This is a genomic window from Kribbella sp. VKM Ac-2569, assembly GCF_004216905.1.
Taxonomy (GTDB): Bacteria; Actinomycetota; Actinomycetes; order Propionibacteriales; family Kribbellaceae; genus Kribbella.
This window is the reverse complement of record NZ_SGXJ01000008.1, coordinates 168,320-190,367: the sequence shown is the minus strand read 5'-3', so window position 1 is coordinate 190,367 and position 22,048 is coordinate 168,320. Positions and strand designations below refer to the sequence as shown.

The following is a 22,048-nucleotide window of genomic DNA, read 5'->3' as shown; positions in this document are numbered from 1 at the left end:
GGCCCATCGAAACCGCGTCCGAATGGCCCAGCGATCGCGGGCCGCAGCTGCCTACGGTCGAGGAGTACCGTCACAACGACCACTGCGAAGGATCTTCAATGCGTGCCATCACTGTCCGGGACCGCGAGGCCGATGGCTACGGGCTGTCCCTGACCGAGCTGCCCCACCCCCGAGCCGCCGAGAACGACGTCATCGTGGAGGTCCACGCCGCCGGCTTCCTCCGAGGCGAGCCGGACTGGCCCGGGACCTGGACTGACCGCGCCGGCCGTGACCGCACGCCAAGTGTCCTCGGCCACGAGGTGTCCGGAGTGGTCATCGAGCTCGGCTACGGTACGACGGGTCTCACGGTCGGCCAGCGGGTCTTCGGGCTGACCGACTGGGCCCGCAACGGTTCGCTCGCCGAGTACACCGCTGTGGAAGCTCGCAATCTGGCTCCGCTCCCCGCCGACGTCGACCACGTCACCGCGGCCGCTCTGGTGATGCCGGGTCTGACGGCCTGGCAGGCGCTGTTCGACCACGCTCACCTGCAAGCAGGCCAAACCGTCCTTATCCACGGCGCCGGCGGTTCCGTTGGGTCGGTCGCCGTACAACTGGCCCGCGAGACCGGTGCCCACATCATCGGCACCGGCCGGGCCGCCGACCGGGACCTGGCCGGCACCCTGGGCGCCCACGAGTTCCTCGACCTGGACAGCGACCGCCTCGAGGACGCCGGCGAGGTCGACGTGGTGTTCGACGTGATCGGCGGCGAGATTCGCGACCGCTCCACCGCGCTGTTGCGCCCCGGCGGCACCCTCGTCACTGTCGCCGACCCGCCGACCGTCGACCCTCGCAACGGCAGAGCAATCTTCTTCGTCGTCGAGCCCCACCGCGAACAGACGGCTCAGTTGGCTGCTCGCGTCCGCGATGGCCGACTCAAACCGCTCGTAACGGATGTCCAAGACTTGGCTGCCGTCCCCGCCGCGTTCGCAGAGCACACGCGCGGCAGGATCATCATCACGGTGAAGCCGCCCCTGCACTGAGGCGCCGAAGGCTGCTCTCGAGGACCAGAGACAGCCAACCGGCGAGCTGGGGATGTGTGGGGTGTTGCCAGAGTCCGTAAGGCCCGCGCAGCGTCTCCAGGTAGTCGACCAGGCCACGGATCTGACGGTCCTGCGGCGAGACGCCGCAACGGGAGGCGAGGTCGAGCAGGAAGGCTAGGTCGTGCGTGGCATAGAACGTGACCTGTCCCATCGCTCGTTCGAGCCCGACCAGACGCGAAACCTCCCAACCGAGGGTCGACGCATCCCGGGTCTCCCGTGCGAGAAGGTGATCGACGCCGATCCGGGCGGCGTCGGATCGCCGTCGCTCGGAGTGCATCGCCAGGCAGGCGACAGCACCGGTCGTCGCCGATCGGCAACCAAGCCCGCGGGTCAGCCGGCGGTACTCCTTCTCGGGCGGCGTCGGCCGGCCCGCCTGCCCGAGGTCGGCCTTCGGGCCGGACGGCCAGGATCCGTCCTGGAGACGTACACCGAGCAGCCACTCGTAGGCGCGCTCGGAACGGGGATCGGTGGCGAAGCCGGCGGCGGCGATGCCGCGCAGCGGTACGACGGTGTGCATGGTGATGAAGCGAGGACCTTCGGCGGAGCCAGGGGTGGTTGGCGGAATCGACCACGAGCCATCGGGCTGTTGGGCGCCGAAGATCTTCTCGACCGCAGCCGCCGTGGCAGGCCCGCGGTACCCGAGGAAGGCCAGTTGGCAGAGCAGATAGCCCGCGACGTACGGCTGGGTTTCGGCTGTTGCCAGTCGCGCTACGAGTGCATCGATCTCCGCGCTCCGATCGATCTCAGTGCGCCACGCGGTGACCTCAGCATCGTCATCGGCGGCCCCCTCCAGTTCCCGGGCGGCTCGCCACCGCAGCGATGGGGACGGGTCTCCGAGCAGTAGAGTGCCGAGGTTCATGGCAGCACCCCGAGAACGTGCGGCGCGGTGGCGGTGTCGGCCTCGACGAGCGCGTCGGGTGGACCCTCGAAGACGATTCGGCCGCCGTCCGGGCCCGCGCCAGGGCCGAGTTCGATGAGCCAGTCGCAGGCGGCGAGGAACGCCGGATCGTGCTCGACGACCAGCACACTGTTGCCAGCAGCAACGAGCGTGTCAAGTGTGCGAACGAGCACTGCGACGTCGGTGGCATGAAGCCCGACGGTCGGTTCATCCAGCACGTACAGGGCGGGTGTCTTCGTCGTACGGGCGAATTCTTTGGCGAGCTTGAGCCGCTGTGCCTCGCCACCGGACAGACTCCAGCCCGGCTGGCGTACGACGAGATAGCCGAGCCCGAGCGCGACGGCGGCTTCACCGACTCGCCGTACCGCGTCGAGGTCGCCCCACTCGTCGACCAGTTCGTCGATGGTGAGGTCTTCGATGTCGGCGAGGCTGCGGCCACGGTGGAGCAGCGTGGCGACCTCGCGGCGGTACCCGGATCCGGCACAGGCCTCGCAGGTCTGAGGAATCGACGGCAGGAAAGACATGTCCTGCTGCCAGGCCCCTTTGCCCTTGCAAGCGTCGCAGCGATAGGCCAGATCCTTGATCGTGATGCCTTGCTCCGTTGCTGCCTCGGTGCCGGCGAACTCCTTCCGGACGGCGCCGATGAGCCCGAGAAACATCCCCGGTGACGTGATCTCGGCGCGGGACTGGTCAGCCACAACCGTTCGCCTGGGTGCACCGGAGATGGCGTCATGATCGCCCGGGCGGACGCGGATCACGCCACTGCCAGAGATGTTGGTCTTGGGCCGGGTCAGGCCCAGTGCAATGGTGTCGACGACGAGCGAGGACTTACCCGACCCGGACATCCCGCAGACTCCGGCCAGCACGCCGAGCGGAACGCGGACGTCGAGCCCGTCGAGATTGTTCTCCCGCGCTCCGGTGACCTGCATCCAGCCTGTCGGCTCCCGACGGCCGTCGCGGCGCGTGGCTGGGACATTTCCGTCCAGAACCGCTCGCGTCACGGACTGCGGGCTGTCCAGTCCGACCAAGCGACCGCCCGACCGTCCGGGACCAGGGCCGATCTCGATGACGTCGTCCGCCGCGCGGATGAGAATCGGGTCGTGCTCGACGGCGATGACGGTGTTGCCCGCGGCCCGCAACTCGGTCAGCGTCCTTGCCAGGGTGGTCACCTCCGAGGGATGCAGGCCCCTCGAGGGTTCGTCGAGCGTTACCGTCATCCCGACAAGTCCGGCCCCGAGCACCGACGCCAACTTGATGCGTTGCGCTTCACCGGCCGATAGCGTCCAGGTCGCCCGGTTCAGGTCGAGGTAGCCCAGCCCGACGGCATGGAGGAAGCCGAGCCGGCGCAGCGCGATGCTCCGGGCGTCTGCCGCTTGTCGATCCTCAGGTTCGTCCATCGAGGTCAGGACGGACTCGAGGTCGGCGAGCGAGGTCGAGAAGAGTTCATCCCGTCCGCGTCCCTCGATGCGGATTGCCAGGTACGGCGAACGGAGCCGCCGACCACCACACTCCCGGCACGGGAACACGGTCGAGTCCTTGCCCCCGACATCGTTCGCGGCCCACGAATTCAACCCGCGCCAGAACGCGTCGCCGTACAGCACGGCGTGTTGGGCCTCGTCACTCAACGCCTTCCAGGGGGTGCGGTCCAGGTCGAACCGGTAGCGCTCGGCCAGCGACCGCATCGGCGGCTCCTCGCCGCGGGTTGTGCCGAACCAGGCCAGACTGCCGCCGAAGACGCCGCCGAGGATGGGCACATCCGGATCCACGATCAGGTTGGGGAAGTCGAACTCGTGCTCGACTCCGAGGCCCAGGCACTGCGGACAGGTCGACACCGGTGACCCCACCAGATGTCGCGGCTCGATCGGTACGGCGCTGGTCCCGCAGTCGTCGCACATCCACGGCGCTTCCGGCTTCGGGGACGTCCGGCGTACCGAACCTGCGCCGCAGGCCAGGCAAGTGCGGACACCGGCCCGCGCGATGATCACAGCGAGCAGACGATCGAGGTCGCCGGACCGGCCAATGGTCACCCGGTCCCAGACGTCGACGCCCGGCCCACGCGCGTCGAGGACCCGGCCGGACGGGTCGATATTCATCGTCGGGCCCAGACCGGTCAGCGAGTCGACCGGAGCCTCCGGTCCCTCGCGGACCGACTGGCGCTCGTAGACCGACAGGCACTCGAGCAGCCGCCGGTTCGCCTCCGACTCGACGACGTCGTGGACCAACGACGACTTGCCCGAACCCGATACGCCCGTGACGACAGTGAATCGGCCCTTGGCGAAGTCGACGTCGACGCCTTGCAGGTTGTGGGCGCGAGCGCCGCGTACGCGGATAGCATTGCTGGAGCGTCGATCGGTGCGCGGCTCGGTGCGCGGATGCACCCTCGGCCGCTTCTCGGCAACAGGTGGCCCGCAGTGCTGCAGCCGTCCGCCATCGGGACCGCCTCCCGGGCCCAGATCGATGCACCAGTCAGCGGCGGCGATCACGTCGGGCTGGTGCTCGACGACGACCACAGTGCAGCCGTTGTCCGTCAGCCGGTCGAGCACCGCGAGCAACCGATCGAGGTCGCCAGGGTGCAGACCTGTCGTGGGCTCGTCGAGCAGCACCAGGTCGCCGGTCCGAGCTTTGGCCACCTCGCGGGCCAGCCGCACGCGTTGGGCCTCTCCACCGGAAAGGCTCGGCGACGGTTGTCCGAGCGTCAGATAACCGAGCCCGACCTCCTGCAAAGACTGCAGGATGCTCGTGACCGACGGGTGCTCGGCGAACGCCGCGTTGGCCTCGTCGACGCTGAGTGCCAACACATCGGCGATCGACCGACCCGCCGACGTCGCTTCGAGAACCTCGGATCGATAGCGCTGACCGTCGCAGGCCTCGCACGGAACCCAGATCGGCGCCAGAAAGCTCATGCCGATCGCGACCGAGCCCATCCCCTCGCAGTCCGGGCACGCGCCCTCTGCCCGGTTGAAGGTGAAGTCCGTGGCGGGGCGTCCGGTCTCGTTCGCGAAAACCTCGCGGATCCGATCGAACACCTTGGTGTACGTCGCCGGATTCGAGCGGGGGTTCTTGCCCAGCGGCGCCTGATCCACCGCACGAGCCCGTATCACCGGTGCGTCGAACGTCGCGCACCCGACAGGACCACGCTCGCGCAGGGACGCCAGCAGTACGTCGTGGCTCAGGGTGGTCTTGCCTGCTCCTGACGGCCCGGTGATCACCGTCAGCGATCCGAGCGGGATCTCGCAGCCGACGTTCCGGAGGTTACGCAGGCTCGCCCCTGCAACGCTGATCCGGTCGTCGGATACCGGGCGCCGCGAACGTTGCCGACGAGCCCCAGCGGAGAAGCTGATGCCCGACGCCGTGCCGGCCCGCCACAGCTCTGCAGGCGGGCCCTGAAACACCAGTCGTCCTCCAGCGTCGCCGCCGCCAGGTCCGATTTCCACGACATCGTCCGCCATCGCGACGGCAACCGGGTCGTGTTCGACCATCAGCACCGGGCCGGGAAGGCCGGCGATGGCGTCGAGCAGTCGTCTGAGATCGCTGTGATGCAACCCGATGGTCGGTTCGTCGAGGACGTGCAGCAGGTCTTCGAGACGCCCCGAAAGCACGACGGCGAGCCGGGTACGTTGCGCCTCACCACGCGACAGCGTCGGCATCGACCGGTCGAGGGCGAGGTAACCAAGGCCCAACTGATGCAACGGACGCAGGCGTCGCAGCAACTCGTCCTGGAGGCGTCGCGACCCCTCTGGGAGTCGCTGCACGAATTCGAGGACCTCGGTCACCGATCGACCGAGCAGCTCCTGGAACGTGAGGCCGGCGATGCGATGCGACGAGGTGTCGTTGTCACCACGGAAGGCCGATGGTGCGAGTGGCCGGACCCACGCGCCGCATTGCGGGCAGATCGGCGCCCGCAATACCGGCGTACCACCGAGCAGCACCTCGGGTCTGCCCAACGCGTCAGCCCGTTCCAACGCGGCCCGGACCTCGGCCGGCGACAGGCCCTGCTGAAGGGTCGCCACTCGAACGACGACGTCGTGAGGCCGCGCCGGGTCGAGGTGGGGAACACGACTCCGCGAGGTCGCTGCCCACGGGCGGCCGTCCACCCTCACCTGGGCGAACTCTCCTCGCACGCCGGCCAGCAGGCGCTCGTGACTTCCGACCAGACCTCGCACGATCGCCACATCAACGTCGAGCTCGTCGTTGCGAGCGAGCAGGTCCAGCGCAACGGCGAGGCGCTCCTCGGCAGACAGGGCCCGGACCGACACGTGACAATCGGGGCATTCGACCTCGGCAAACCGCGAGTACAGGATCCGCAAGAACGGATGCAACCCGACCGACGTCGCCAGGGTCGACAACGGATTCCGATTGAGCACGTTCTGAGCAACCGCTACCGCCGGACCCAGTCCCGCAATGTGCCGGACCTGCGCAGCAGGAACCCGCGCCCGGTTCCCGCCAAGCGCCAACGACTCGACGAACCGCCGACGAGCCTCGGTATAAACCACATCGAACGCCAACGACGACTTACCCGACCCCGACACCCCAACAACCGCAGTCAGCCCCGGCCCGAACGACACATCAACATCCCGCAAATTGTGCGCACCCGCACCCCGCACCTCGAGAACCCGCCCGCGAGCACGCCCGAGCGCACCGTCTCCCGCACCTCGGCGATCCACCCCACCATCCTCGCAGGGCCCCGCCGCCGGACCCGCGCCCCGGCGCCTCACGTCCCCCGCGTCGACCGGCGCGAACACCAGGCAGCCGATCTGATCATGGCGCTGCAGAGGTTCCACAGCACACCATGGAGCCATGGACAGGACGTCGGTGCACGAGGAACTCGAGCGGGTTCGTGCCGATTTCCGCCGCCTGGTCGAGTCGGCGGATGACGAGGTACTGCGGAGGCCGTCGAACGGCACGCGGTGGAACAACCGCCAACTGCTGTTTCACATGCTGCTGGGCTACTTGATCATCCGCGCGCTGCTTCGGCTGGTTCGTGTCTTCGGTCGGCTGCCCCGCGGAGCAAGTCGCACATACGCGCGATTGCTGAATGCAGGAACCCGACCGTTCGATGAGATCAACTTCCTCGGTTCGTACGCCGCCGGCCGCACAGTCAGCCCGGCTCGCATGGTCGTGATGTTCGACCACGTCGTCGACAAGCTTCACCGACGGCTCGACGCCGAAACCGATGCAGACCTGGCACGGGGCATGCACTACCCGACCCGATGGGATCCGTTCTTCAAGGACTACATGACGCTGGCTGACGTCTATCACTTCCCGACCCAGCACTACGACTTCCACCGCGAGCAGCTCGCGCTGGGCTGAGGTCAGCAGCAGGTTTTTCAGGTAGGCCTGGAGGTCGGACGGTGCCGTGGCCGCGCCGTCGCGATCGGCTCGGTAGAGGACGGTCTTGCCTTCGCGGCCGGAGGTGACGATGCCGCCGCGACGGACCGGAGTACGGTGATGACCTGGCCTCGCTGCTGCTCATGCCGCCCCCAGGCGCGCTCCTCGCCGGCCTGGCCCTCGCCTGGGCCGCCCGTCCGGCACAGGCACCACAGGCCTGACCGCCAGCACGGACAACTCGATCGGACTCCACGGAAGGATGCCCGCCATGCTTGCGCTCAGGGCGGCCCGGCTCTTCGACGGGCACAACGCGGCTTTGATCAGCGATGCCACCGTGCTCGTCGCGGAGGGCCGTATTCTCGCCGTACGCAGCGGAGGAGGCACGCCCGATCGGGCCGAGGTCGTCGAACTCGGCGACGTGACACTGTTGCCCGGTCTCATCGACGCCCACCTGCACCTGGGCTTCGACGCCAGCGCCGATCCGGTCGATCGCCTCACCACAGCCAGCGACGACGAGCTACTGGCCGGGATGCGCAAGGCTGCTCGCACCGCTCTCGCCGCCGGTGTCACCACCGTGCGGGACCTTGGTGACCGCGACTATCTGGCCCTGCGGCTCCGCACGGAGTACGCCGCTGACCCCGCCTCGGGCCCGCAGGTCCTGGCCGCCGGGCCGCCCATCACCATCACCGGGGGACATTGCTGGTTCCTTGGCGGGCAGGCCGACGGCGTCGCGGGCGTTCGCGCCGCGGTGCGTACCCACGCCGAGCGCGGCGTCGACGTCATCAAGATCATGGCCAGCGGCGGAGAACTGACGCCAGGCACCCACTCCCATCAGGCCCAATACAGCACCGCCGAACTGCGCGCGGCAGTCGAAGAAGCACACCGGCTCGGGCTGCCCGTCACCGCCCACGCCCACGCCGCAGACGCCATCACGAACGCCGTGGCCGCCGGAGTCGACTCCCTCGAACACTGCACCTTCATGACCCCCGACGGAATCGAGGACCGACCCGACCTCGTCGAAGCGATCGCCACCGCCGGCATCACAGTGTCTCTGACGCTCGGCATCCGGCCCGGCACCGTACCCCCACCACGCATCGCCGCGCGCCTCGCCGGACTCAGCGACCACTTCCAACGACTCAGAGTCGCTGGCATACCCCTCGTCTGCACCACCGACGCCGGAATCGGACCACCCAAACCACACGACATCCTCCCCCACGCCGTCACAATGATGGTCGAGCGCGTCGGCAACTCCACCCTCGACGCCCTCCGCGCCGTCACCTCACTACCCGCCCGGCTCTGCCGCATCGACGACCACAAGGGTCGCCTCGCCCCCGGCTACGACGCCGACATCCTCGCCGTCGCAGGCAACCCCCTCACAGACCCCGCAGCACTCCTCGATGTCCGAGCCGTCTACCGCCACGGCCAACGCGCCCACTGAGCCCGGTGTCTCGGACCCGTCGCGCCACCGGTCCGCGACGACCACCCAGATCTCCTTGCAGCAGCCGCTCCGCATTGCCTGGGACGTGCATACCAGTAGGCAACCGCCGTACGGCGAACAGCAGAACGCCCGCCAGAGCGCACGCAGCCGCGACCAGGAGGACGAGTGCCCGGTAACCCACCGCGGCGGCTAGCAGTGCGCCGCCGAGGGCTGCGGTGGCCTTCGCGATGAGGATCGGCGCGGCCTGGTACTTCTGCTCCTGCAACATGAGTCGAGTGTCAAGAAACAACCGAAGCCACCGTCAAGCATCTACCGGAGCCGCGTAAAGCAAGAGCCCGAGCCAACCCGTCAAGGATGACCCGGACTCATACAGGGGATTTGTAGGCCCCGTGGGACTCGAACCCACAACCCGCGGAAACTGGCAAGAATGCGCTCATCGTTTGTCATCAATTACCAAATCTACCCGCGACCTGCGGATTCACAATGCCAGCCTTCGCATCCCTGTATGTACATTGCCATCGTCTTCTATTGATTGTGCTGAGTAAAGGCGGGGCGGCCCTCCGGATGGACTCGCCGGCCGGTTGCGAACCGGCCACGCGAGGTCGCAGGACGCTGCCTCCTCACAGGGCTCATCCTGGCTGACCTCCAGCGTTGTCCCACGAGTGCCTGCCGACGGCTGACTATCTGCTGCGAAGCCTCGCAAGGATGTCAGACGTGGCCTTCCCGTCGTAGTACACGTGTGGGTGTCGCTCCAGAAAGCCTTCCATTGCGGGCGACCACGGTTGTTCGACCACGAATCCGGGATGTCTAGCCCGCCAGCCCTCCCAAGAGCCACTCAGCAGCCCTTGACCGCGCTCGTACGGGTGTAGCCAAACAAACTCCAGGACCCAGGCCATCTGCCAGTCGCGTTCACTCCCCGCAGGAGCTTTGAAGCGGTCCTGATGGAACAGTGCGGCCCCGACCGCCCGCAGGTTGGTGTACTCATCGGCGACCCACAACCAAGCCTCCCGCGGATCGAACCCATCACGCGCCACCGGGTACTGGTTGTAGTCGTACCTGAACTCCCGCTTGAAGTACCCCGCCAAAGTGTGCACTGCTCGTTGCAGCGAGACCTGACTGTCGTCGTTGACGAGGTAGGCATCACCGATGCGAAGGTCTCGATGGCGGTCGGCCAGTTCGACACCGTCCTGCCGACGTCCGGCGACAATCCTGCGCTTGTTGGTTTCGAGCACCCGAGAGTCGAGCCGGGGAAGATTGATGTCGTACTTGCTCGGCTGACGCCGCACTCCGTGTCCTTCCGTCATGGCAATGTCCCATCGCTCAGATGTTCCCGCACAAGCAGTCCACTTGACACGACGGTGAGCCTCGGGTCGATCCGGCGCAGTCCAGATCGATTTGACCGGTCGCCAGGACTTGGCAACGGAGTGTGATCGCGCAATACTCCCCGTTGGGCCGCGCCTACCAGCAGCAAGGACGGGGCGTGCGTCCCGCCGAAGATATGGAGCTGCAGACTGCATCTGGGGTGGATGGCAGCTGCGGGTCCGGGGGGAGTTTTGTGTATCTGCATAGCTTTGTCGTCAGGAACTTCCGGCGGCTCAAACGTGCGAGAGTTGACCTCGACGAAACGACGACGGTGTTCGTCGGCGCGAACAACAGCGGCAAGACCTCGGCGATGCACGTGTTCCAGTGCTTCACCAAGAGCACGCATTTCAGCATGTACGACTTCGCTGCCGAATGCTGGCAGCCATTCCGCGCCTACAACCAGTCCGGCGACCAACAGCTGCCGACCATCACGCTCGACCTCTGGTTCCGTGTGGACGACCAGAACCTTCATCGGGCCGTCGACCTGATCCCCGGTCTCAGCTGGGATCCGGCAGGTCTGGTCGGCATGCGGCTCTCGTACGAGCCGCGGGATCCGAAGGAGTTGTATGACGCGTATCTCGCCGAACGTGAAGTCGCCGCTGAACCGCAGACCGGACACATCTCGGACCCAGCGGTAGCGGCGGAGCAGCTCGATCTCCCTCCTGCCGACGGCCGGCCCGCTGGAGTCGAGCAACCCGCCACCAAGGCTGACGCGGGTGACGAGCCCGACAGCGTCGAGCAGTGGCCGCGCGACGTATTCGACTTTCTGACGAAGTCGCTCACCAGCCATTACCACGTCGCCTACTACAAGCTTGACGAGAATTCAGTGGACGCGGACCTTGAGCCGCTGCCGGACTATCGCCCACTCCGACTGGCCAAGGGCTCAGACGTGCTGAAGTCCCTCTTGGCAGTGGATCTGCTGGGGGCGCAGCGCTACTTCTCAGACGAAGGCGGCGCCCGAGACGAGGATCTGTCGAAGACCCTGAGCCGCTACTACAAACGCAACCTCGAACCCATGGAACCTGCTCCGGGCGCGCTCAAGGCCCTAGCCGATTCGGAGGTCCAGCTGAACGAGCACCTGGAGGCGACGTTCGCCGGGACGCTCGAGCGACTCCGCAAGCTGGGTTATCCAGGCATCGCCGACCCAGAGCTCAAGATCAGGGCGGAGCTGAGCACTGAGGTTCTGCTTAACCACGCGGCGCGCGTCCACTACGCGGTACCCGGGGTCGCCGCGGACAGCAACGGCGACGCGATCATGCTTCCAGACCGATACAACGGGCTGGGCTTGAAGAACCTCATCTACATTGTCATCGAAGTGCTTGCCGCACACCATCACTGGCAGGCCATCGATGGCGATCGGCCGCCTGTACACCTCATCATGATCGAGGAGCCCGAGTCACATCTGCACGCGCAGTTGCAGCAGGTGTTCGTCCGTCAGTTGCGTGAAATCCTTAGCGAAGGAAAGGGCGCGGAGGGAACACAGTTCCTGCTGACAACACACTCATCGCACATCGTGTACGAGGACTTCAGCGCGATCCGGTACTTCGCACGAGTGCCAGATAAGAATTCGTACCACCACAGCGACATCAAGGATTTATCTGTCTTCGCCGACAAGACCAGGAGTGAGGTCCGCGAGTTCCTTCGGAAGTACATCAAGTTGACGCACTGCGATCTGTTCTTCGCCGACGCCGTGATCCTGGTCGAGGGCAACGTGGAACGCCTGCTTCTTCCGCTGATGATCAAGAAGTTCCGACCGGAGCTCGAGGCATCGCACCTCAGCATCCTTGAGGTCGGTGGAGCGTTCGCGCACAAGTTCAAGGAACTCATCGAATTCCTCGGTCTGCGCTGCCTGATCATCAGCGACCTGGACAGCATCAAGGGCCCGAAGCTGAACGGCGAACACTGCCTGGCCAACGTCGACGATGCATTGACCGGCAACCCGGTCCTGCGCGACTGGCTGCCGAAAATTCAGCGCGTCGACGAACTGCTGGCCGCGGGGCCAGACAAGAAGGAGTCAGACGGCGGACCCGCGGGCGCGGCCGTTCGAGTGGCCTACCAGACAGCCACAACGGTGGAGTGGAACGGTGAGACGACGCAGATCGCCGGCCGGACGTTTGAGGAGGCTTTCGCCTTCGAGAACCTTGCGCTAACGCAGGCCGACGACGGGCCGGACTTCGACTTGCGCGTTGACGACCATATCCGCGCCAAGGGCCTGCAGAACATCTTCAAAGACATTCACGACACAGTGCGCACCTTCGATAAGACCCGCTTCGCCCTGACTTTGATGGAAACGGATGCCGCCTGGACCTGCCCGCAGTACATCCGCGACGGCCTCGATTGGCTGGAAACCGGACTGCGCAAGCTGGACACAGAGCCAACGGTCGCCGGGGAGGTGGCACCGGATGAGCCGACTGACCAGGAGTGACACAGAAGCCGACAACACAGTACGGCGAATTCTCGATGAGCGCAGACCGGCCGTATTCACCATGATCGCGGGTGCCGGATCCGGCAAGACCACCTCGCTGGTGAAGGCCCTGGACCACGTAATCAAGACCCGCGGCCCCGAGATGCGGGCACGGGGCCAGAAGGTTGCCTGCATCACCTATACGGAGATCGCGGCGGACGAGATCGCCGACGAACTGCGGCGGGACCGCGCGATCCATGTCTCGACCATCCATAGCTTCCTGTGGAGCGTCATCAAGCCTTTCCAGCAAGACGTCCGCGCCTGGGTGCAGCAGCGGGCAGAAGAGCGATTGGCTGAACTGGAGGACGAAGCCAGCAGAGCGAGATCCCGACACGATGAACTCGCGGCCCGAGTGGAACGCCGTCGCGCCGAGCTGCCGAGCATCTCCGCCATCCAGTCGTTCGACTACCACGTGGCCCCGCGATACGGCGAAGGAATCGTCGGCCATGACGACATCATTCGCATGGTGCCGCCGCTGATCGAGGAGCGACCGCTGCTGGCCAAGCTGCTGGCCCGCAGGTTCCCGGTTGTTCTGGTGGACGAGAGTCAGGACACCCTCGCGAGTGTCGTAACAGGCCTGCTGCACGTGGCCAGCACCCAAGAGCCATTCCAGCTCGGGTTCTTCGGCGATCCGATGCAGAAGATCTATGTCCAAGGGGCTGGCAGCATCGAACTGCAGGAAGGGCTCCAGCGCGTGCCCAAGCCGGAGAACTACCGTTCGCCTAGGCGCGTCCTCGAGGTTATCAATGCGATCCGTGCCGAGGCTCCGAACGACAATCTGCAGCAGCAGACGGGCCTGAAGCCGACGGAATGGCGTGATGGGAACGTGGCGTACTTCGTCTTCCCGGCGGACGATGAGCGGCGGCTTCCACTGCTTGACCGCGCGCTCGATCACCTCGCCGAACAATCGAAGTCAGGTGGCTGGAGGCACGTCGACGGCTCGGAGGACGCCAAAGTGCTGGTCATCACGCACCGAATGGCGGCGCGACGCCTGCACTTCGAGGAACTGTTCGACATGTTCCGGAATTCGCACCGCCTCAGCGACGCATTCGACGAGGGGCGGGCCTGGCCCCTGACCCCGTTCATCGAAACTCTTGTGCCGATCGTCGAGGCGGACAACAACTCCGGTCTAGTAATGTCACTGCTGCGGGACAGTAGTCCGCTACTGCAGCCTGAGACCTTGACGGCGGAGATGACGCGGCCCACGCTGGACCGCCTGGCGAAGGCCGTGAAGGAGCTGCGGGACATCTTTGAGAAAGGTGGCCCGGGATCGATCGGCAAGGCCATCCAACTGGCGGCCGACGACGGACTGATCACTGTCGACGATCGTCTAGCCGCCTTCCTGTCCGGAGATGCATCTGATGATGACCCCGACCTGCGCGATCGATTCCTCGATGGCGATCTCCTAGAACTCTTCGGGTACCAGCGGTACCTCGCCACGGACTCGCCGTACGCAACGCAGCAGGGTGTCAAGGGCGCCGAGTTCCCGCGCGTGCTCGTCGTGCTGGACGACGACGAAGGCAAGCACCGTCAGTTCTCCTACGACCGGCTCTTCGGCATCAGGCCTCCTTCACCAGCTGAAAAGAAGAGCACGGCCGAAGGCAAGGAATCCGTGGTCGATCGAACTCGCAGGCTCCTGTACGTTTGTGCCTCGCGCGCCACTGAGGAACTGGCCATCGCGCTGTACGCCCGCGACGTTCCCAAAGCGCTTGAGGCGCTGCGCACATCCGGGCTCCCCGGGACAGACGCAACCATCACGGCCGAAGATCTCACCTTAACGACCGGTTCCTAACCGCTCAGGAGAACATGGAGTTTGGTCTGCGGACCAACCGGGCGACGCCGCGGGGGCGCCTCTACCGACGGTCGTGCGCCCGGAGGAAACCACCTCGGCAACGATGGCGCGGACCCACTCGTCGTTCTCGTTCGCCCACTCCGCAAGCAACACGCGGGGATCGACCGCGGTGGCAGACAGCTTGTCAGTGGCCTCGGGCATATCGGCCTCTCTTTGGCCCGCAGCAAGCGCGTCCGCTCATGAGCTCTACTTCCATTCCTCGTGCCCAAGCGGCGTGTCGTTGAGCTGGTCCCGGCGGTTGCGCCAGTCCGGCATGAAACCGTCCATGAGTTTGGTGAAACGATCCCCATGCTTACGTTCGAGGTAATGGGTCATCTCGTGGACGACGATGTACTCCAGGCAGTCGGGATGCTTCTTGGCGAGCTCGACATTGAACCAGATGTGCCGGCTTTCGCGGTTACACGAGCCCCACTTGGTCTTCATGCGTCGAACACTCCACCGAGGCACCGACAAATCGAGCCTCCGCTCCCATTTCGCGATCAGGTGAGGGAGGGCTTGACGGAGTTGTTCCCGATACCACCGATCAAGCAGCTCGCGGCGACACTCGCCGCTAGTTCCGGCAGGGACGTACAGCAGGAGCCGGTCACTGTCGACCTCAAAGTGTGCGCGTCCGGGCCGTTCGATGACCTTGAGGCGATGTCGGTTACCCCAGACGTAGTGGGACTCGCCGGTGAGCATCTCGCGCTCGGACTGGCGTTGAGTGGACTGCAGCTGCTCGCGCTGACGCTTGATCCACGACAGTCGTTGGATAACCGCGAGGCGGACCTGATCGTCATCGAGGCGCTCGGGTGCGGCGACGCGGACACGACCCATGGGCGGGTAGACGCCGATGTGTAGGTTCTTGATGTTCTTGTAGACGACATCGATATCGATGCCGCGGATGGTGAGGTGAGCGCTAGCGGTACTCATAGCGTGCCTTCACCAGTTCAAACAGTTCATCGATCCGGTCGAAGTCAGTCGGCAGCTTGCCCCTGATGGCGTTCCGGACCCTGCGTTCCTTGATTGGGCTGCCAACCCAGGAATCCGGCTTGGTATGCCGCACGACGCTGTCGATCTCGCCAGCAAGATGCTCGTCAGGGTAGAGGAAGTCGAACAGAGCACGCTTTGCGCCGTCATCTGCCCAGTCCGGATACTTCGTGTCTGACTCTTTCGTGCCAAGCTTCCTGGCGGTCTCCAGCAGCTTGGCAAGGTAGGCCTGATACTCGATCGCTCCTTTGCGCCGTTCCTCGATGATGGCGTCGAGCAGCTCCGACATCTTGTCGTAGTACTTCGGGTTCATTGCCCGTTCGTCGATGATCACCTTGCGCATGTTGTTGGTGATCGTCTCGGCTACGGCTTCGGGATCTTGCTTGATGCGCTCGGGGAGCTTGTCGATCGCACCAGCACCCATCTGGACGATGAGCTCGACAAGACCAGTGTCTTCAAAGTTCGACACGGTCTCGGAAGCGTTGGCCTGGATGTAGGTGTCGAGCAAGAAACGCATACCAGCTTCGTACTGCTTGAAGTCGATATCCTCGCCGGCGCCCAGCTTCACCTCGTCGCGGACGTTCGCGTAGTGGGCAATCTCCTTCCTGATCGCCTCAGCCTCCGCGTCTGTATAGCCAGCGGCCGTCATTTCGTTCGCCAGGTTGGCATACGCACGGGCAACGGCAGCAACAGCCTTGTAGAGCTCGACCCGCTTTGGTTCGTTGGCCTTCAGTTGCTCGGCGTTGCCCTGTTCAGCAGAGCAGAAATACTGCTGGTACTGCAGCGTGTTCCTTGGCTGCGCGACCGGTTCACAGATGGCTCGGATGCGCTCAAGCGCCTCGTCGAGGTCATCCCGTGCACTCTCGATCCGATCGGTCAGCAAGCCCTCGATGTCCTTCTGCTCGTAGCCATCGAGCGCGCCGGACGTGTAGTCGGTGATGGCGTCCTCGAGGGAGTTGAACAGATCCTGGTAGTCGACGATGTAGCCGTAGTCCTTGTCGTCGCCGTCAAGCCGGTTGACCCGACAGATGGCTTGGAACAAACCGTGGTCACGCATCGTTTTGTCGATGTAGAGGTAGGTGGCGCTGGGGGCGTCGAAGCCGGTCAGGAGCTTGTCGACCACGATCAGCAGCCGCATCTGGCCAGGGTGCTTGACGAATCGCTCCTTGACCTCCTGCTCGAACTGCTCGACCTTCCTCATGGCTACATCCTCAGACTCGCCGAAGTGGTCAGCCAACATCTTGCGGTAGATGTCGTACTGACGGATCTTCTCGGTCTTACCTTCGCCTGAGTCTTCCTTGGAGATGTCACTCGGACTGGGCGCATAGCTCGTGATGATGGCGCACTTGCCTTTGAAGCCGGCGCTACAGAACAGCTCGTAGAACTTGCACGCCTGGTAGATGCTCGCGCCCACCAGCATCGCGTTGCCGCGCCCGTCCATCAGACGCGGCTTCGTCTCCATGTCGAGCAGGATGTCCTGCACGATCTGCTTGGCACGCGGCTCGGACGAAACGACCTTCTGCATCGTGCCCCAGCGCTTCTTGAGCTCCGCTTTGGACAGGTCGGTCATGCCCTTGGTCTTGAGCTCAAACCACTTGTCCACCTGCGCCGGTGAGGTCAGGTGCTGATCGATGTTGCGGGCTTCATAGCGTAGATCCACTACCACGCCGTCTTCGACGGCCTCATCGAACTTGTAGGTGTGAATGAACGATCCGAAGGTCTCGATGCTGGTGGTCTTGTCAGCCTTGAGTAGCGGGGTGCCGGTGAAGCCGATGAACATGGCCCCCGGCACGAGCTCCTTCATCGCGGCGTGCATCTTGCCGGACTGGGTTCGGTGAGCTTCGTCGACGAAGACGAACAGGTTGCCCTTGGCCTTGAAGTTCTTTGGGATCTTGGCGTTTAGCTGCTTGATGAACTCGCTCTGCGCCTCGTCACGTGCCGCTTCTTCATCCGAGCCGCGGAACTTATGTACGAGCGAGCAGATCAGCCACTCGGTCGACTTGTTCAAGGTATCCAGCAGGTCGGCGCCGCTGCTCGTACGGTAGATCTGTTCCTTGACGCCGTTGAAGACTTTCTCGATCTGATCATCCAGCTCGGCACGGTCGGTGATCAGCAGGACCCTCGCATCGCCCTGGTGCTCACGAAGCCACTTGGCCAACCAGACCATCGTCAGGGATTTGCCCGAGCCCTGGGTGTGCCAGATGATCCCGCCCTCACGCTTGGCGACCCGGGCCTGCGCTGCCTTGACGCCGAAGTACTGGTTGTGGCGAGCCGTCTTCTTCACGCCCGCGTCGAAGACCATGAAGTCGTGGATCAGCTCCAACAGGCGATCCTTGCTGCACAGCTGCAGTAGCACTCGGTCGAGCGGATCCGCGACCTCTGACGGCTCCTTCCACTCCAGCCAGTATTTTTCCGGTGTGTCGATGACGGCGTAGCGCAGTCCCTCGACATCGTTGCCCGCCATCACGAACTGGACCGTGGAGAAGAAGGGGCGAATGAACTCGGGCTTCTGGTTACCGATCGTCTGCCGGATGCCCTCGGACACTGCGACGAGCGACCGCTTGAGTTCCAGCGTGGCTACGGCGATCCCGTTGATGTAGAGCACGACGTCCGGGCGCTTGGCGTGCTGGCCCAGCACCGTGACTTCCTCGACCACGACGAAGTGGTTGGCTGCCGGCGTGCTCCAGTCGATCAGCCATACCGTCTCGTAGTGCTCGCCAGCACCCGGCTTGACCTTTACCCCGTAGCGGAGCAAGTCGTAGACGTCACGGTTGGCCTCGTACAGGTCGTGTCCACCACCGAGCGCTGCGGCCTTCTTCAGCTGGTCGATCGTCTTGTTGATCAGGTTGCCGTCGTAGCCACGCGCACGCAGGTTCTGCGTCAGCAGATCGGTCTCGATGTTCGAGTTACCTTCGCGGTACTCCCGGTTGCCCAAATACTCGTAGCCCAACTGCTCATGGAACAGCTTGACTACACGGTCCTGGACCAAGCGCTCGATCTGGCCGACATCGCTCATGACAACGCCTCAGTGGCGGTGAGCCGCGTGCGTCCTGTGAGAAGTTCCTGCATCATGCCCTGCTTCATGGCCTTCGCTTTCGCAATGCGCTGGCTGAGTAGGGCGGTCTCGTTGTCAGCGGCGTCCAATGCAGCTGCGATCGCACGCCTCTCAGTTTGATCCGTGGGCCAGGGGAGGATGAACGACCGAACCTCGTTCGAGTTCACAGCCGTGAACGTGCTGCCCTGTTCGTAGACCGACCAACTCGGCTCAGCGTAGACAAGCGCGTGATACAGAAACCTGTTGTCATCCTTCGTGCTGATTGAGCAGACGCCGCGGCCTAGGCACGAGTCCTTCGACGCGACCGCAGTGAAGCCGACCGGGGCTCGGACGGTCAGCACAACATCTCCTGCCCGGCAGTGCTTGGTTGGCTGTGTGGTCCAGATTCGATCGATGGTTCTCCGGTGACGAATATCAGCGTTGCCCTGGACGAGCGGCGTGCCTTGGCCAGCTGTATTGTAGGACGATCCAGCAGGAGACTGGCCCATCTTCACAGTGGCGACAGCGCCGAGAGCGGACTTGGCCCACCCACCGGTGAACCCTGGGAGGCGGGTCCTGCCGGTGAGAAGTTCCTGCATCATGCCCTGCTTCATCGCATGCTTCTTGGCGATCGACCGTTCCAGGGTGACAATCAGAGCGTCACAGTCCGCCAGCGCATCGGCGATCTCGCGCTGCTCGGCCGTTGACATCGGGAGCGACACCACTTCGGTATGAAGGTCGTTTCGGTTCACACCAGGGACGCCGCTCTTTCCGCTGTGAGCGGCGAAGTTCACGCGCTGAAGCAGGTAATAGACAAAGTGCTCGTCATTTCCGTGAAAGTCCGACACCCAAAGGGTCGTGTTGAGCGGCCAGAAGTCGTTGTCCTGAAAGAAGACCTCGCCGAGAGTTCCATATCGCCCTGTAACGACGCCGGGCGCTTTCACCATCGGTCGGTCGTGCCATCCGCTCACCCCAGATGAACTGACAATCGGAACGACTCCGCGACGCCTGAGTCTGGAGGGCAGGTCGAAGCCACGCTGCAATGTCGCAACTTGGCCGAGCGGCGAGCTCCGCCAGCCGCTCATCTCTCGACCCCCATCGCCGTCAGGTGGTCGATGACCTTGGTTTCAATCTCCTGCAGCTCGACGTCGAGCGCGTCAACTGTGTCGACGTAACGCTCGCCGAGCTCCCTTATGCGCGCCACGAGAGCAAGCGTGAGCGAGTTGACCTCGCTCCCGATGCGGCTCGCGATGGTGCCGTGCCACTTGTCGTCGAGCACCAGTGTCTTCACGTCGGCCTCCGTGAGGTCGCCGTACTTCTTGAGCGTAGCTAGATCCAGTGTTGCCTGAGCGTCCTTGACGGACTTCTTCGCGACCGCTTCGGCGTTGTAGAGGTTGATCAGGTGCTCCAGCGCCTTTACCTCGTCAGGATCGGTACCCTGACGCTTGGCGACCCTTAGCCGCGCGCTGGCGAGCGCCTTAGTGATCTTGTCGTCGTCCATGGCCTCCGCGAGGAGTCCGTCTTCGACGGCATGCTCCTCGACATACTCCTCGACGGCTCGGCCGATCTCCTCAGCGGCAGCACTCAACTCTTCAAGCTCGGCCTGCTCCTCAGCGAAGTAGCGCGCGACGATGAGCGCCGGCGGGATGAGGTCCATCTTGTACTTGGTGGCGCCGCGCCCCGAGCCGACGACCAAGTCGGGCGTTTCGGCGAGCTTGCGGTCTTTGTCCTCGATGGTCTTGCGCGGCTTGGCAGCGTCGACCCAGCCCTCGTTCATGATCAGGAAGACATCGTCATGCATGGTGCTATGCCAGTGGGCCATGAGCTGCTCGTAGACGTCGTACTCATCCAGCAGCGGCATTGGTTTGAACTGGGCCAGCAGGGCCTCGCTAACGACGGTAATCAGGTCGTTGGGCTGTATGCCTGCGTCGATGTTTGCCAGCCGGTCGCGGTGGGCGGCGAACCACTCGGCGGTCACGTCGCGGGCCTCGGCAGCGAACTTCTGAAACTCTGGTGAGTCAAGGATGGCTTGCTGCACATGGCTGACGTCGATAGTCAGGTCGCTGTAACCCTGACGGTTCGGCTTGAACAGTTGGCTGCGCAGCTGTGGGAAGGCGTCCCAGTAGCGAGACAGGGCGTCAATGTCGCGATCCGGAATGCCTCCGTTCAAATGGGCGTGCAGATCCTGGATGTCCTCGGGTTCGGAGGAGTCGATGTAGCGCGGAATGTTGAGGTTGTAGTCGTTCTTCGGGTCGGCGATCTCAGCCAGCGGCACCATACGCGAGTAGCGCTCGATCTCAATCTGCTTGTTGAAAACGTCGACGACCTTATGGATGTCCTGGCTGCGCAGGCGGTTCTTGGGGCCGTCCTTGATGAAACCCTTAGATGCGTCGATCATGAAGATGCCGGTGCGAGCCTGGGCATTCTCCTTGTCGAGCACGACAATGCAGGCCGGGATGCCCGTGCCATAGAAGAGGTTCGCAGGTAGGCCGATGATGCCCTTGATGAAGCCATGCTTGAGCAGGCGCTGGCGGATGGTGGCCTCGGCGTTGCCGCGGAACAGCACGCCGTGCGGGAGGATGATGGCGGCCTTGCCGTTGCTCTTCAGCGACTTGAGAATGTGGAGCAGGAAGGCGTAGTCACCGTTCTTTTCCGGCGGCCGGCCATACTCGAAGCGAGCGAACTCGTTCTCCAAGCCGTTGCTCCACGACTTGATCGAGAAGGGTGGATTGGCGACGGCGAAATCGAAGGTACGCAGCTCGCTGCCTTTGGCGAACTGCGGGCTGGTGATGGTGTCGCCCTTGCGGATCTCCCGATCCTCGTTGCCATGGAGGATCATGTTCATCTCAGCCAATGCCCAGGTGGCGTTGTCCTTCTCCTGGCCGTAGATGGTGAGACCGTTGGGTGCCTCGGCAGCGACCTTGATCAACAGCGAGCCTGAGCCACAGGTCGGGTCATAGACCGTGGTGCTGTGCTTAGCGTCCTTTGGAATCTGCAGCACTTTGGCGAGCACCCTGGAGACCTCGGCCGGCGTGTAGAACTGCCCCTTGCTCTTGCCCGACTCGGTGGCGAAGTGGCGCATCAGGTACTCATACGCGTCACCCAGCAGGTCGTCCCCCTCGGCACGTGAGCCACGGAAGTCGAGGTCGTTGAAGATCGTGACGAGCTTGGAGAGGCGGTCCTGCATCTCCTTACCCTTGCCGAGCTTCTCCTCGTCGTTGAAGTCGGCCAGGTCGATGACATTGCGCAGGCCGTTGGCTTCGGCAAGCGCGCCAATGATCTTGTTGAGGCGGTCGCCGATCTCCTTGTCGCCCTTGGCGGCGAGCATATCGTCGAAGGAGCCGCCCGCCGGAACATCGATGAGGCTGTCGGGATCGGCTTTCGCCTTGTCCGACACGTATTTCACGAACAGGAGGGTCAGGATGTAGTCCTTGTACTGTGAAGCATCCATGCCGCCACGAAGTTCATCGCAGCTTTTCCACAGAGAACTGTAGAGATCCGATTTCTTGAGGGCCACAGCTGGTCTTCCTGTCGTATTTTGTTTATTCATATAACTACGGCGATTTTACCACCGCTTGCATTCAGCACATAGCGTCAAGCTGACCAGGTCAATGCGCATTGCACTCA

13 protein-coding genes are annotated in these 22,048 nt (G+C 64.2%); 5 read left to right on the top strand and 8 right to left on the bottom strand.

Annotation, left to right across the window (positions count from 1 at the left end; translation table 11 throughout):
* The first annotated feature begins 98 nt into the window (after positions 1-98).
* Positions 99-1,019 (top strand): NADP-dependent oxidoreductase, encoded by a 921-nt coding sequence (locus tag EV649_RS38940; RefSeq protein ID WP_130388748.1) that lies wholly within the window; start codon positions 99-101, stop codon positions 1,017-1,019.
* Here EV649_RS38940 and EV649_RS38935 read toward each other — a convergent pair.
* Positions 994-1,938 (bottom strand): hypothetical protein, encoded by a 945-nt coding sequence (locus EV649_RS38935; RefSeq protein WP_130388747.1) that lies wholly within the window; start codon positions 1,936-1,938, stop codon positions 994-996. The genes EV649_RS38940 and EV649_RS38935 overlap by 26 nt on opposite strands.
* Positions 1,935-6,641 carry an ATP-binding cassette domain-containing protein gene (locus tag EV649_RS38930; RefSeq protein ID WP_130388746.1) on the bottom strand — a complete coding sequence of 1,569 codons (4,707 nt, stop codon included), beginning with the start codon at positions 6,639-6,641 and terminating at the stop codon, positions 1,935-1,937. The genes EV649_RS38935 and EV649_RS38930 overlap by 4 nt, the downstream gene beginning before the upstream one ends.
* A gap of 133 nt (positions 6,642-6,774) precedes the next feature.
* Between EV649_RS38930 and EV649_RS38925 the strand changes: the two genes are divergently transcribed.
* Both EV649_RS38925 and EV649_RS38915 read left to right on the top strand, forming a co-directional pair.
* Entirely contained in the window at positions 6,775-7,287 is a 513-nt protein-coding gene (locus EV649_RS38925; protein WP_130388745.1) for a DinB family protein, read from the top strand.
* A 286-nt stretch (positions 7,288-7,573) separates the two neighbouring features.
* Positions 7,574-8,743 (top strand): amidohydrolase family protein, encoded by a 1,170-nt coding sequence (locus tag EV649_RS38915; RefSeq protein ID WP_130388744.1) that lies wholly within the window; start codon positions 7,574-7,576, stop codon positions 8,741-8,743.
* Here EV649_RS38915 and EV649_RS38910 read toward each other — a convergent pair.
* Both EV649_RS38910 and EV649_RS38905 read right to left on the bottom strand, forming a co-directional pair.
* Positions 8,679-9,011 carry a hypothetical protein gene (locus tag EV649_RS38910; RefSeq protein ID WP_130388743.1) on the bottom strand — a complete coding sequence of 111 codons (333 nt, stop codon included), beginning with the start codon at positions 9,009-9,011 and terminating at the stop codon, positions 8,679-8,681. The genes EV649_RS38915 and EV649_RS38910 overlap by 65 nt on opposite strands.
* Before the next feature lie 412 nt (positions 9,012-9,423).
* Positions 9,424-10,047 (bottom strand): hypothetical protein, encoded by a 624-nt coding sequence (locus EV649_RS38905; RefSeq protein ID WP_130388742.1) that lies wholly within the window; start codon positions 10,045-10,047, stop codon positions 9,424-9,426.
* Positions 10,048-10,223: 176 nt separating this feature from the next.
* Between EV649_RS38905 and EV649_RS38900 the strand changes: the two genes are divergently transcribed.
* Complete coding sequence (locus EV649_RS38900; RefSeq protein ID WP_130388741.1) at positions 10,224-12,530, top strand: ATP-dependent endonuclease; 2,307 nt, start codon at positions 10,224-10,226, stop codon at positions 12,528-12,530.
* Positions 12,508-14,361 carry a UvrD-helicase domain-containing protein gene (locus tag EV649_RS38895; RefSeq protein ID WP_157996402.1) on the top strand — a complete coding sequence of 618 codons (1,854 nt, stop codon included), beginning with the start codon at positions 12,508-12,510 and terminating at the stop codon, positions 14,359-14,361. Before EV649_RS38900 ends, EV649_RS38895 begins: the two co-directional genes overlap by 23 nt.
* A gap of 246 nt (positions 14,362-14,607) precedes the next feature.
* On the opposite strand, the gene EV649_RS38890 is transcribed toward EV649_RS38895, so the two are convergent.
* Genes EV649_RS38890 through EV649_RS38875 form a run of 4 tightly spaced genes read right to left on the bottom strand, consistent with a single transcriptional unit; the run spans position 14,608 to position 21,938 of the window.
* A complete protein-coding gene (locus EV649_RS38890; protein WP_130388739.1) occupies positions 14,608-15,330 on the bottom strand; it encodes a SprT family zinc-dependent metalloprotease in 723 nt (240 codons plus the stop codon).
* Entirely contained in the window at positions 15,317-18,403 is a 3,087-nt protein-coding gene (locus EV649_RS38885) for an HsdR family type I site-specific deoxyribonuclease (RefSeq protein ID WP_130388738.1), read from the bottom strand. Before EV649_RS38885 ends, EV649_RS38890 begins: the two co-directional genes overlap by 14 nt.
* Positions 18,400-19,506: a restriction endonuclease subunit S gene (locus EV649_RS38880; RefSeq protein WP_130388737.1), complete on the bottom strand. Its 1,107-nt coding sequence runs from the start codon at positions 19,504-19,506 to the stop codon at positions 18,400-18,402. The genes EV649_RS38885 and EV649_RS38880 overlap by 4 nt, the downstream gene beginning before the upstream one ends.
* Positions 19,503-21,938: a type I restriction-modification system subunit M gene (locus tag EV649_RS38875; RefSeq protein WP_198682936.1), complete on the bottom strand. Its 2,436-nt coding sequence runs from the start codon at positions 21,936-21,938 to the stop codon at positions 19,503-19,505. Before EV649_RS38875 ends, EV649_RS38880 begins: the two co-directional genes overlap by 4 nt.
* Between the last annotated feature and the right edge of the window lie 110 nt (positions 21,939-22,048).